The organism is Compostimonas suwonensis (assembly GCF_002797855.1).
GTDB lineage: Bacteria > Actinomycetota > Actinomycetes > Actinomycetales > Microbacteriaceae > Compostimonas > Compostimonas suwonensis.
Genome location: NZ_PGFB01000001.1, coordinates 157535 through 169826, shown reverse-complemented (window position 1 = coordinate 169826; position 12292 = coordinate 157535). Strand labels below are relative to the sequence as shown.

The following is a 12292-nucleotide window of genomic DNA, read 5'->3' as shown; positions in this document are numbered from 1 at the left end:
TGATCGATGAATGTGAGTGTTCGTGACGTGGCCGCGCTCGCGGGTGTCTCCGTGGGCACGGTCTCGAATGTCATGAACCGGCCCGACAAGGTGTCGCCGGAGACGGTCACGCGGGTTCAGGCGGCCATCGACCAGCTGGGGTTCGTGCGCAACGACGCAGCACGGCAGCTGCGGGCCGGCCGCAGCCGGAGCATCGGGCTCGTCGTGCTCGACGTGCGCAACCCTTTCTTCACCGACCTCGCCCGCGGTGCGGAGGACCGGGCGGCCCACGACGGCTTCGCCGTGCTGCTCGGCAACTCCGACGAGAGCCACGCGCGGGAGGCCGCCTACCTCGACCTGTTCGAGGAGCAGCGGGTGCACGGTCTGCTCATCACCCCGCTCGGCGACGCGATCCCGCGGCTCGAGAGACTGCGCGAGCGCGGCACTCCGACCGTGCTCGTCGACCGTCAGGCCGAGAACAGGGATTTCTCGAGTGTCGCCGTCGATGACGTCGCCGGGGGCCACCTCGCCGTCGAGCACCTGCTCGCCACCGGCCGCCGACGGATCGCCTTCGTGGGCGGCCCCGACAGCATCCGCCAGGTCGTCGACCGTCTCAGCGGGGCGCGTCGCGCGGTCGCCGAGGTCGAGGGCGCGACCCTCGAGGTTCTCGACACCCGGGCGCTCACCGTCGACCAGGGGAGGGACGTCGGCCGGGAGATCCTCGACCGCTCGCCCGCCGACCGCCCCGAGGCGATCTTCGCGGCCAACGACCTGCTCGCGGTCGGGGTCATGCAGGCGCTGATGATGCTCGCGACCGTGCGGATCCCGGAGGACATCGCCCTCATCGGCTACGACGACATCGCCTTCGCCGCCGCGGCCGTCATCCCGCTCTCCTCGATCCGCCAGCCGAGCGCGCTCATCGGCCACACGGCCGTCGACCTGCTCATGCGGGAGGCGGAGGGCGCCGACGGCGCGGACTTCGAGCACGAGCACGTGGTCTTCCAGCCCGAGCTCGTCGTGCGGGCCTCCACCGCGAGCGACTGAGCTCCGGGATCGGGCCTCGCACGACCCGGCCCGCCCTCGCCGGGCGCGACGCCGGTCACGGGCGTGACCGCGACCGTAACCTGCGGAAACATGGTCGCAATACGTCGCGGATACTCTCGGGAAATGGGCGATCTGTTCGACGGCTACGGATCCCAGGCGACGACCCGCGAGCGACGCGGGGCGCACCCCTGGGATGAGATGTTCGCCGTCCAGGCCTCGGCCGACCGCTCCCCGCAGGCCCGCGCGGCCTACACCGAGATCTACGCGGCACTCGCCCGGATGACTCAGGAGGAGCTGCGCGGACGCACCGACGCCCTCGCCAGCTCCTATCTCGCCCAGGGCGTGACCTTCGACTTCGCGGGCGAGGAGCGCCCCTTCCCGCTCGACGCGGTTCCGCGGGTCGTCGAGGCCGAGGAGTGGCGCGGCATCGAGGCCGGCATCAAGCAGCGGGTGCTCGCGCTCGAGGCGTTCCTCGCCGACGTCTACGGGCGGCAGTCGGCCGTGCGCGACGGCGTCATCCCCGTGGGGCTCATCAGCTCGTCGAGCCACTTCCACCGGCAGGCCGCCGGTGTCGAGAGCGCCAACGGCGTGCGCATCCAGGTCTCCGGCATCGACCTCATCCGCGACGAGCACGGCGCCTGGCGTGTGCTCGAAGACAACGTGCGGGTTCCGAGCGGGGTGAGCTACGTCATCTCCAACCGCAGGGTCATGGCGCAGACCCTGCCCGAGCTCTTCGTGAGCATGCGGGTGCGGCCCGTCGGGGACTACCCGAACCGGCTGCTGCAGGCCCTGCGCGCGAGCGCCCCCGAAGGGGTCGACGATCCGAACGTCGTCGTGCTCACCCCCGGCGTCTTCAACTCCGCCTACTTCGAGCACACACTGCTCGCGCGGCTCATGGGCGTGGAGCTCGTGGAGGGCCGCGATCTGTTCTGCTCGGGCGGCAAGGTCTGGATGCACACGACCGCCGGCCCGCAGCGCGTCGACGTCATCTACCGCAGGGTCGACGACGAGTTCCTCGATCCGCTGCAGTTCCGTCGCGACTCGATGCTCGGCTCGCCGGGACTGCTCCTGGCGGCGCGCCTCGGCAACGTCACGATCTCGAACGCGGTCGGCAACGGAGTGGCCGACGACAAGCTCGTCTACACCTACCTGCCCGACCTCATCCGTTATTACCTCGCGGAGGAGCCGATCCTCCCCAACGTCGACACCTGGCGCCTCGAAGACCCCCTCGCCCTCGAGGAGGTGCTCGACCGGCTCGACGAGCTCGTCGTGAAGCCCGTCGACGGCTCGGGCGGCAAAGGGCTCGTGGTGGGGCCGGCCGCCTCGGCGGCGGAGCTCGCCGCCCTCCGCGCGCGTCTCATCGCCGACCCGCGCGGCTGGATCGCCCAGCCGGTCGTGCAGCTCTCGACGATCCCCACGCTCGTCGACGAGGGGATGCGGCCCCGGCATGCGGATCTGCGCCCCTTCGCGGTCAACGACGGCTCCGACATCTGGGTGCTGCCCGGCGGTCTCACCCGGGTCGCCCTGCCCGAGGGCCAGCTCGTCGTCAACAGCAGCCAGGGCGGCGGATCGAAAGACACCTGGGTGCTCGGCGACGAGCCCGACCCGTCGATCGCGCAGCCCGGGGCCCACGACATCCGCGGCCTCGTCGCCGACCAGGCGACCGTCGGCTCGGCCGGCGGCATCACGCCGCACGTGCCCGACCAGTCGCCGCACGACAAGCCGGGACGCGCCCACCACGACCAGGAGCAGCAACAGCAGCAGGCGTTCGCCCGCCCCGCGCCCGCTGCGGCAGAAGGGGGCAGCCCATGCTGAGCCGCATCGCCGAGAGCCTGTTCTGGATCGGCCGTTACATCGAGCGCAGCGACGGCACCGCGCGCATCCTCGACGTGCACCTGCAGTTCCTGCTCGAGGATCCCTGGATCGACGAGGACACCGCCTGCCGCTCCCTGCTCTCGGTCATGGGCACCGCGGCACCCGACGACGAGGCGCTCACCCGTGAGCACGTGCTCACGATCCTCGCGCTCGACCGCAACCAGCCGACATCCATCGCCTATCTGCTCGGCGCCGCGCGCGAGAACGCCCGCCGGGCCCGCGAGATCGTCTCGACCGAGCTCTGGGAGTGCCTCAACACCACGAGGGCCAGGATGCCGCGCCGTGTCGCCCAAGAGAAGGTGCACGAGTTCTTCGGCTGGGTGCACGAGCGGGCGGCGCTCGCCGTGGGGATCGTCGAGTCGTCGTCGAGCCGCGACGAGGCCTGGCAGTTCTTCACCCTCGGCCGCTCGATCGAACGGGCCGACATGACCGCACGCCTGCTGGCGACGCGTTCGCTCACCGAGGCGAGCGGGCCCTCGTGGACCACGATCCTGCGATCGTGCGGCGCCTACGAGGCATACCTGCGCACCTACCGCGGGGTGCCGTCGGCGCGCAACGCGGCCGAGTTCCTGCTGCTCGACCGCCTCTTCCCGCGCTCCATCCTCTTCTCGGTGTCGCGCGCCGAGCAGTGCATGCGCGAGTTCGAGCCGCGCAGCACCCGGGTCGGCTACTCCGACCAGGCGCAGCGCCTGCTCGCCCAGATCCGCAGCGAGCTCGAGTACCGGCCGATCGCCGAGATCATCGACGACCTGCCGAAGTACATGGACGCGGTGCAGGATGCGACCTCCGCGACGTCCGAGGCGATCCGGCAGCGCTACTTCCCCACGAACGCCGCGCCGAGCTGGGTGGGGGAGCAGTCGTGAACCGGCTCCGCATCAAGCACGTGACGGGCTTCGCCTACCAGGGCGAGGTGAGCGCGTCGCACAACGAGGCGCGCATGCTCCCGGCATCCGGCGACAGCCAGCTCGTGCTGTATTCGAATATCGACATACACCCGGTCTCGTCGAGCCACGACTACGTGGACTACTGGGGAACGCGGGTGAACGCCTTCGAGGTGCTGAGCCCGCACGACGAGCTCTCGCTCACGGCCACGAGCCTCGTGGAGGTGCGCGCGCGGGCGCACGAGGAGCACGACATCACGTGGGAGGAGCTCGCCGCCTGGGCCACCGTCGCGATGGAGTACGAGGAGCAGGAGAGGCAGACGGCCAAGACGGAGCCGCCCGAGGAGGTCGTCGAGCTCGTGCGCGAGATCGTGAGCTCGTCGTCGGGCCCCTGCGAGGCCGCGCTCGCGATCTGCCGCGCGGTCGGCGAGCGGGTCGAGTACGTGCAGGGTGTGACGAGCGTGCAGACGACGGCCACGGAGGCCTGGGCCAAGCGCAAGGGCGTCTGCCAGGACATCGCGCACATCGCCCTCGGCGCCCTGCGCTCGGCGGGCATCCCGGCGCGGTACGTCTCGGGCTATCTGCACCCGAAGCCGGATGCCGCGATCGGCGAGACGGTCACGGGTGAGTCGCACGCCTGGGTCGAATGGTTCTGCGGGCAGTGGCGCGGCTACGACCCGACGAACCTCATCGACATCGGCGACCGGCACGTGGCCGTCGGGCGGGGGCGCGACTACAACGACGTCGCCCCGCTCCGTGGTGTCTACGCGGGCTCGTCGGGCTCGCGGCTCTTCGTGACGGTCGAGATCACCCGCGAGGCCTGACCCCTCCCCTTCCTCCCCTACTACCTCCGACCGTGAACTGAAAACGACGGAGATTCTGCCTCAGAACGCCCCGAACTCGCCGTTTCCGCCCCTTCAGCCTTAAACCTCCGTCGTTGTGAGTTCACAGAGTCGGAGGAAGGGCGATCAGGAGCGCTGCACGGCGGCCTCCTCGGCCTCGACGTCCTCGGCCGCCTGAGCCGGAGCGATGATCGGCAGGGCCGCCGTCTCGTCGTGCACGAGGGAGAAGCGGATGCGGCTGCCGCCCACGTGCTCGAAGCGCAGACGCCGGTGGCGGGCCAGCCAGACCACGCCGATCGCGAGGGCCGTGAAGCCCGCGAGCCCGCCCACGCCGAGTGCCCAGCGCGGGCCCCAGGCGTTGGCGACCCAACCCACGAGCGGGGCGCCGAGCGGGGTCCCGCCCACGAAGATCGCCATGTAGACGGCCATGACGCGTCCGCGCATCCCGGGGTCGATGGTCGTCTGCACCGTGCCGTTGGCGGTGGTCATGAGCGTGATGGAGCTGAAGCCGACGAGCACGAGGGAGGCGGCGAATGTCCAGAAGGTGGGCATGACGGCGGCGATCACGCAGGCGAGGCCGAACGCCCCGGCCGCGAGGATCACCAGGCGCAGCCGCGGGCGTTCTCGCCGGGCCGCGAGCAGGGCGCCCACGACCGAGCCGATCGCGAGGATCGAGGAGAGCAGGCCGAACTCGCCCGCTCCCGCCCCGAACTCGACGGCCATCGTCGAGGTGAAGATGGGGAAGTTGAGGCCGAAGGTGCCGATGATGAAGACGATCACGAGCACGAGCAGGATGTCGGGCCGCTTGCCGATGTAGCGGAACCCGTCGAGCAGCTGACCGGGCTTCCGGGGCAGGCGCGTGCGCGGGCGGAGCTCTCGCTTGCGCATGAGCGCGAGGGAGCAGAGCACCGCGAGGAAGCTCACCGCGTTGATGATGAAGACGAGCCCGGCGCCCACCGCGACGGTGAGCACACCGGCGACGGCCGGGCCGATGAGCCGGGCCGAGTTGAAGGAGGCCGAGTTGAGGGCGACGGCGTTGGAGAGCTGGTCGTCGCCGACCAGGTCGGCGACGAAGGACTGCCGGGCCGGCGCATCGATGGCGGCGGCGATCCCGAGCAGCAGGGCGAAGACGTAGACGTGCCACAGCTCGACGACGCCCGTGAGCACGATGATGCCGAGGGCCGCGCCGAGCGCCCCCATCGCGCCCTGGGTGGCCATGAGCAGCTTGCGGCGGTCGAAGCGGTCGGCGAGCAGTCCCGACCAGGGCACGAGCAGGAGCTGGGGGCCGAGCTGCAGCGACGTCACGATGCCGACCGCGACGGCGTCGTGCTGGGTGAGCTCGGTGAGCACGATCCAGTCCTGGGCGGTGCGCTGCATCCAGGTTCCGACATTGGAGACGAGGGCACCGGCGAACCAGATGCGGTAGTTGAAGCCGCTGAGCGAACGGAACATCGTGGCCATCGGCGTCACCCTTCCCGGCGCGCGGGGGTGGGGGCGTCGTCATCCATGTATAGCCAGGCTATCAAATTTACCGCGGAAGCGGGATACCCCCGGTCAGAAGTCGAGCGGGTCCACGCACATGAGCCCCGGGATCCCGTCGAACGCGCGATCGGGCGAGACGACCGTCTTCTCGATCGCGGCCTCCGCCTCGAGGGCGGCGTACTGGGCGGGGTCGAACGACCTGTACGCGGCGTTCGAGAGTAGGCATGCACATACTGTGGCAGGAGCATGTCGATGGCCGATCGTCGCGAGCCGGATGGTCCTAGAGTGGGCGCATGCCACAGTTCACCGATGAGCACGGTGTCGTCGTCAGCTACTACGTCTGGGATGTGCCCGAGCCGAAGGGCATCGTGCAGCTCGTGCACGGCCTCGGCGACCACGCCACGAGGTACGGGGCGCTCGCCGCGGCGCTCAACGCCGTCGGCTACTCCGTCTTCGCCGACGACCACCGTGGCCACGGGCAGACCGGGCTCGACCAGTACGGCGGCGATCACAGCCGCCTGGGGCAGCTCGGCCCCGGAGGCCTGGGGGCCGCGGTCGACGACGTGCACGAGCTGAGCCGGATCGCGCGCGAGTGCCACCCCGGCATCCCGCTCATCCTGCTCGGGCACAGCTGGGGCTCGCTCATGGCGCAGATCATCGCCAACCGCTGGTCGTCCGACTACGACGCGATCGTGCTCACGGGCACGGCGTACCGCATGCCGGGCTCGATGGCCGCGGGCGACTTCAACAAGCGGCACAAGAGCCTCGGAACCACGGGCTACGAGTGGCTGAGCCGCGACCCCGAGGTCAGCGCGGCCTTCCTCGACGACCCGCTCACCTTCTACGCCGACGCGCTCAAGCTGTTCGGCGTGCGCGACGGCCTCAAGCTCTTCGGCCGCCCCGCGAAAGACCTGCCCACGGGGCTCCCCGTGCTCATCATGATCGGCGACGAAGACCCGCTCGGCGGCGTGGCGAGCGTTCGCCGGCTCGCCGACGCCTACCGCCGCCGCTCCGGGCTCACGGATGTCACGGTCATCGTCTACCCGCAGGCCCGGCACGAGATCTTCAACGAGACGAACCGCGACGAGGTCGTCGCCGACCTCATCTCCTGGCTCGACGCGCACGCCGCCCCGTGAGCCGTGCCCGGGCTGCCCACCCCACCCTGCCCGGCGCCCCGCGCGAGTCGCGCCGAACCGTCGGCTCCCGGTCGCGGAGGAACGGTGTGACGCGACTCGCGAAGGCCCGGGTGACCCGGTGCGGTTAGGCTTGCCTTATGCACGGTGAATACAAGGTTCCTGGCGGCAAACTCGTTGTGGTCGACCTCGATGTCGTCGACGGTGCCATCGCCAACTTCCGGCTCGCGGGCGACTTCTTCCTCGAGCCCGACGAGGCGCTCGAGGCGATCGACGTCGCCGTCAACGGGCTCTCCGCAGACTCGGATGCCGCGACCATCGCCGCGGCCGTGCGCGCGGCCCTCCCCGCCGACGCCGTGCTGCTGGGCTTCTCGCCCGAGGCCGTCGCCGTCGCCATCCGCCGCTCCCTCGCGAAGGCGACGAGCTGGCGCGACTACGACTGGCAGATCGTGCACTCGAAGGCCGTGCCGCCCGTGATGCAGATGGCGCTCGACGAGGTGCTCGCGGTCGAGGTCGGCGAGGGTCGCCGCCTGCCGACCCTGCGCATCTGGGAGTGGGAGCAGCCGGCCGTCGTCATCGGCAGCTTCCAGTCGCTCAAGAACGAGGTCGACCCCGAGAACGCCGCGAAATACGGCTTCGACGTCGTGCGCCGCATCAGCGGCGGCGGCGCGATGTTCATGGAGGCCGGCTCGGTCATCACCTATTCGATCTACGCGCCGAGCGACCTCGTGCAGGGCATGAGCTTCGCCGACTCCTACGCCTACCTCGACGAGTGGGTTCTCACGGCGCTCAAGTCCCTCGGCATCGACGCCTCCTACCAGCCGCTCAACGACATCACGAGCCCCACGGGCAAGATCGGCGGGGCCGCGCAGAAGCGCCTCGGCAACGGCGCCGTGCTGCACCACGTGACCATGAGCTACGACATGGACGGCGAGAAGATGACGGAGGTGCTGCGCATCGGCCGCGAGAAGCTCAGCGACAAGGGCATCACGAGCGCCGCCAAGCGCGTCGACCCCCTGCGCAGCCAGACGGGGCTCAGCCGTGCGGAGATCATCGACACCATGAAGGCGACCTTCACGAAGCTCTACGGCGCGACGCCCGGCGACATCACCCCCGAGGAGTACGCGGCCGCCGAGCGGCTCGTCGCCGAGAAGTTCGGCACCGAGGAGTGGCTGGTCCGCGTTCCGTGAGATCGGTCTGGCTGTACGTCGCTCTCGGCGTCGCTCTCGTCGTCGGTGTGATCGGTTCAGCGATGATCGGGCAGGTCGCCATCGCGCCGGGGGAGATCGTGGGCTCGATCCTGCGCGCAGTCGGCATCCCCAACGACTGGGCGCCCACCGATCCGATCATCGAGCAGACGATCTGGGTCATCCGCTTCCCCCGCATCGTCATGGGGCTCGCGGTCGGGGCGGCCCTGGCCATCGCGGGAGCGATCATGCAGGCGATCTTCGGCAACCCGCTCGCCGAGCCGGGTGTCGTCGGCGTCTCCTCGGGCGCCGCGCTGGGCGCCGCGATCTCGATCGTCTTCGGGCTCACCTTCCTGCAGGGCTGGGGAACCGCACTCCTGGCCTTTATCACCGGGCTGCTCGCGACCCTGCTCATCTACTTCATGTCGCGGGCGAACGGGCGAACCGAGGTCGTCACCCTGCTGCTGACCGGTATCGCCGTGAACGCGCTCGCCGGGGCGGGCCTCGCGTTTATGCTGTTCCTCGGCGACACCGCCGCCCGCGAGCAGATCGTCTTCTGGGAGCTCGGAAGCCTCAACGGCTCGCGCTGGCCCGAGGTGCTCGTGGTGGTGGTCGTGGCCGTCGTGGGGCTCGTGATCGCCGTTCTCCTGGGCCGCAAGCTCGACCTGCTCTCGCTCGGCGAGCGGGCCGCCCGGCACCTCGGGGTCAACGTCGAGGCCCTGCGCATCGGGTCGATCGTGCTCGTGGCGCTGCTGACGGGCGCGGCCGTCGCCTTCGTGGGCATCATCGCCTTCGTCGGCCTCGTCGTGCCGCACATCATCCGCCTGAGCATCGGCCCCGCGCACCGGCCGCTCATCATCGCGAGCTTCCTCGGCGGCGGGGTGCTGCTCGTCTACGCCGACATGCTCGCCCGCACGATCGTGCCCGGCGCCGACCTGCCGATCGGCATCCTCACCTCGCTCATCGGCGGGCCCTTCTTCTTCTACCTGCTGCGCAAGGCGCGACGGCGCTCAGGGGGGTGGGCGTGATGGCAGCGGGCACGCGCTGGTCGCGGCAGGTGGAGCTGCCGGTGCCGCCCGTCGCCGGGAGCACGGTGGTCGGGGCATCCGGGGTCGGCTACACGGTCGACGGCGTTCCGATCCTCGAGGGGGTGGACGTCGACGTCACGGCGGGCGAGGTGCTCGCGCTCGTGGGTCCGAACGGCGCCGGCAAGTCGACGCTGCTCGGCGTGCTCGCGGGCGACCTCGAGGCCACGGGCGGCTCGGTGGAGCTCGGCGGCCGCGCCATCGGCGCCTGGTCGCACCTCGAGCTCGCGCGGCACCGCTCGGTGCTCACCCAGGAGACCGCGGTGAGCTTCCCGTTCCGCGTCGCAGAGGTCGTCGCGATGGGGCGTTCGCCCTGGTACGGCACCGAGGCCTCCGACGACGACCACGATGCGATCTCCGCGGCGATGGACGAGACGGATGTCGTGCATCTCTCGTCGCGCCGCTACACCTCGCTCTCGGGCGGCGAGAAGGCCCGCGTCTCGCTCGCACGTGTGCTCGCCCAGCGCACCGGGATCGTGTTCCTCGACGAGCCGACGGCGGCGCTCGACCTCAAGCACCAGGAGGACGTCATGCGGGTGGCCCGTGCACTCGCCCGTGCGGGGCGCGCGGTCGTCGTCGTGCTGCACGACCTCTCGCTCGCGGGTGCGTACGCCGACCGGGTCGCGATCCTCTCGGGCGGGCGGCTCGTCGCGGCGGGTGCGCCGGCCGAGGTGTTCACCCCGGAACGGCTCGAAGACGTCTACGGCGTGGCGGTGCGGGTCGTGCAACTCGAGGGAACGCGGCATCCGCTCGTCGTTCCCGTGCGCGACGACCAGTGAGAGCTGACCCCCGTTCGGGTGCCATTCAGTCGCGTCGTCTACACTGGCGCCCATGAACTGGTGGGTGCTCGGCTCGATTCTCCTCGTGATCGTGGCGGGGTATCTCGCGCACCGTCTCGGATGGATCGACCTCTCCGACAAGCACCGACGCCGCGGCGGATCGACGGGCTCGGGCGTTCTGCACATCGGCGACGAGGTCTTCGCGCCCACCCGGCACGAGGCCGCCGTCGAGCTCGACCGCCAGACGGTGCTGCCGGCGCCGGCACCCGTCGCCGGAGAGGACGACAAGGGCGTCTACGAGGGCCGGATCCGCATCCGCGTCGACGGCCGCGGCTGAGCCCGCGCGCTGCGTCGAGCGCGGGTTTGTTCGCGACCGCGGAGCGTCGAGGCTCGTCGCTCGCGAACAAACCCGCGCTCGGCGATCGTCAGCGCCCGCGCGTCGTGAGCTCCTTGTAGTCGGCGTGATCGTCGACCCATGCCGCCAGGAACGGGCACAGCGGAACGACGGTCAGATCGGTCGTCGCCCGCACGTCGTCGAGGGCGGCCTGCACGAGCTCGCCGCCGAGACCCTCGTTGCGCAACGCGGGGGCGACCTCGGTGTGGGTGAAGAGGATGTCGTCGCCCTCGATCCGGTAGTCGGCGACGCCCACGTTCTCGCCGTCGACGTACAGCGCGTAGCGGCTGTGCTCGGGCTCGTGCCTCACCTCGTGTGTCATCATCGACCCCTCCCGCTGCCGCGCGGGAGCCTTCACGCCCCCGCGTGCCTTCCACCCTAATTCCGCAGCTCGCCCCGGGCACCCGGGTCGAGCGGCGAGGCCTCAGATGCTGCGGGAAGCCGCAGCGCTCAGATCGAGTTGCGCACGACGAGCTCGGTGGGCATCATCGTGACGCGCTCCACCTCTTCGCCCTCGATGAGCTTCACGAGCACCTCCGCCATGGTTCCGCCGAGGCGGGACGAGGGCTGGTGCACGGTCGTGAGGCCCGGCGTCGAGGTGGCGGCGTAGTAGTCGTCGTCGAAGCCGCCGACCGCGATGTCGCCGGGGATGGTGAGGCCGGCCTCGTGGATGACCGAGTACGCGCCCGCCGCCATCTGGTCGTTGGCCGCGAAGAGCCCGTCGAACGGCTCGCCGCGGTCGAGGAGCCGGCGCATCGCCTCGGCCCCGGATGCCGGGGAGAAGTCGCCGATCTCGATGAGCGAGTCGTCGAGGGCGTTGGCCCGCATGGCGGAACGCCAGCCCGCCAGTCGGTCGACGCCGGGCGGCATGTCCTGCGGACCGGCGATCGTCGCGATCCGCTTCCGCCCGCTCGCGATGAGGTAGTCGGTGATCCGCTGCGCTCCGAGCTCGTTCTCCACGTCGACGAAGTAGCTCTCGTCGTCGAGGTCGTTCAGCGGGCGGCCGCCGAAGACGATGGGCAGCGCCTGGCCGAGGTGCGCGTAGGAGTGGTCGCCCCTGTGGTGCGAGACGACGATCGCCCCGTCGACGTTGCCGCCCATGAGGTAGCGGCGCGTCTTCTCGGGGCGCGACTCGGAGGCGATGAGCATGTTGAGCGTGTAGTCGGTCTCCGAGAGCCGCAGCGCCACCCCCTGCACGATCGAGGCGAGGAAGGGGTCGGCGAAGAGCCGCGCGGTCGACTCCGGCACGACGAGCGCGATGACCTGCGTGCGCCGGCTCGCGAGCGATCGCGCGGCGCGGTTGGGCACGTAGTTGAGGGCGGCGATCGCGTCGTTCACGATCTGCACGACCTCGGGGGTCACCTTGGGGGAGTCGTTGACGACCCGCGACACCGTCGCCCGCGACACCCCGGCACGAGCCGCGACCATCTCGAGCGTGGGCATTCGCTCCCCACGCGGGTTGTCAGTCACCATCGGCGTTCTCCTGAATCGCGCATGCGCGCACACCACATCCTAACCAGGGGCACTTCGCATCGCCCGACGCTCGGGACACTTTCTTCCGATCAGGTGTTTCCCCTGACCGGCACCATAAACGCAGACGACGGGCCGACG

At 70.6% G+C, this 12292-nt stretch carries 12 protein-coding genes; 9 read left to right on the top strand and 3 right to left on the bottom strand.

Going from position 1 to position 12292, the window contains the following annotated elements:
• Positions 1-6: 6 nt before the first annotated feature.
• The 4 genes from CLV54_RS00835 to CLV54_RS00820 all read left to right on the top strand — a co-directional run bounded on the left by CLV54_RS00835 (position 7) and on the right by CLV54_RS00820 (position 4603).
• A complete protein-coding gene (locus tag CLV54_RS00835; protein WP_100343064.1) occupies positions 7-1023 on the top strand; it encodes a LacI family DNA-binding transcriptional regulator in 1017 nt (338 codons plus the stop codon).
• Positions 1024-1146: 123 nt separating this feature from the next.
• On the top strand, positions 1147-2838 hold the full coding sequence (locus tag CLV54_RS00830; protein ID WP_100343063.1) for a circularly permuted type 2 ATP-grasp protein: 1692 nt from the start codon (positions 1147-1149) through the stop codon (positions 2836-2838).
• Complete coding sequence (locus tag CLV54_RS00825; RefSeq protein ID WP_100343062.1) at positions 2832-3761, top strand: alpha-E domain-containing protein; 930 nt, start codon at positions 2832-2834, stop codon at positions 3759-3761. The genes CLV54_RS00830 and CLV54_RS00825 overlap by 7 nt, the downstream gene beginning before the upstream one ends.
• On the top strand, positions 3758-4603 hold the full coding sequence (locus CLV54_RS00820) for a transglutaminase family protein (protein WP_100343061.1): 846 nt from the start codon (positions 3758-3760) through the stop codon (positions 4601-4603). The genes CLV54_RS00825 and CLV54_RS00820 overlap by 4 nt, the downstream gene beginning before the upstream one ends.
• A gap of 144 nt (positions 4604-4747) precedes the next feature.
• Here the strand turns inward: CLV54_RS00820 and CLV54_RS00815 are convergent, their stop codons facing one another.
• Positions 4748-6082, bottom strand: coding sequence for an MFS transporter (locus tag CLV54_RS00815; protein ID WP_100343060.1), 1335 nt, complete (start codon positions 6080-6082; stop codon positions 4748-4750).
• Between the two features lie 314 nt (positions 6083-6396).
• On the opposite strand from CLV54_RS00815, the gene CLV54_RS00805 reads away from it, so the two are divergent.
• The 5 genes from CLV54_RS00805 (at position 6397) to CLV54_RS00785 (ending at position 10624) form a co-directional block, all read left to right on the top strand.
• Positions 6397-7239, top strand: coding sequence for an alpha/beta fold hydrolase (locus CLV54_RS00805; RefSeq protein WP_100343058.1), 843 nt, complete (start codon positions 6397-6399; stop codon positions 7237-7239).
• A 137-nt stretch (positions 7240-7376) separates the two neighbouring features.
• Entirely contained in the window at positions 7377-8426 is a 1050-nt protein-coding gene (gene lplAB, locus CLV54_RS00800) for a lipoate-protein ligase LplAB (RefSeq protein ID WP_100343057.1), read from the top strand.
• Positions 8423-9451, top strand: coding sequence for a FecCD family ABC transporter permease (locus CLV54_RS00795; RefSeq protein ID WP_342745250.1), 1029 nt, complete (start codon positions 8423-8425; stop codon positions 9449-9451). Before lplAB ends, CLV54_RS00795 begins: the two co-directional genes overlap by 4 nt.
• Entirely contained in the window at positions 9451-10287 is an 837-nt protein-coding gene (locus tag CLV54_RS00790; RefSeq protein ID WP_100343603.1) for a heme ABC transporter ATP-binding protein, read from the top strand. Before CLV54_RS00795 ends, CLV54_RS00790 begins: the two co-directional genes overlap by 1 nt.
• 52 nt (positions 10288-10339) lie before the next feature.
• Positions 10340-10624, top strand: coding sequence for a hypothetical protein (locus tag CLV54_RS00785; RefSeq protein ID WP_100343056.1), 285 nt, complete (start codon positions 10340-10342; stop codon positions 10622-10624).
• A gap of 88 nt (positions 10625-10712) precedes the next feature.
• Here the strand turns inward: CLV54_RS00785 and CLV54_RS00780 are convergent, their stop codons facing one another.
• Together CLV54_RS00780 and CLV54_RS00775 are read right to left on the bottom strand one after the other, a co-directional pair.
• Positions 10713-11003 (bottom strand): GNAT family N-acetyltransferase, encoded by a 291-nt coding sequence (locus CLV54_RS00780; RefSeq protein ID WP_100343055.1) that lies wholly within the window; start codon positions 11001-11003, stop codon positions 10713-10715.
• A gap of 128 nt (positions 11004-11131) precedes the next feature.
• Positions 11132-12124: a LacI family DNA-binding transcriptional regulator gene (locus tag CLV54_RS00775; RefSeq protein ID WP_245861196.1), complete on the bottom strand. Its 993-nt coding sequence runs from the start codon at positions 12122-12124 to the stop codon at positions 11132-11134.
• Between the last annotated feature and the right edge of the window lie 168 nt (positions 12125-12292).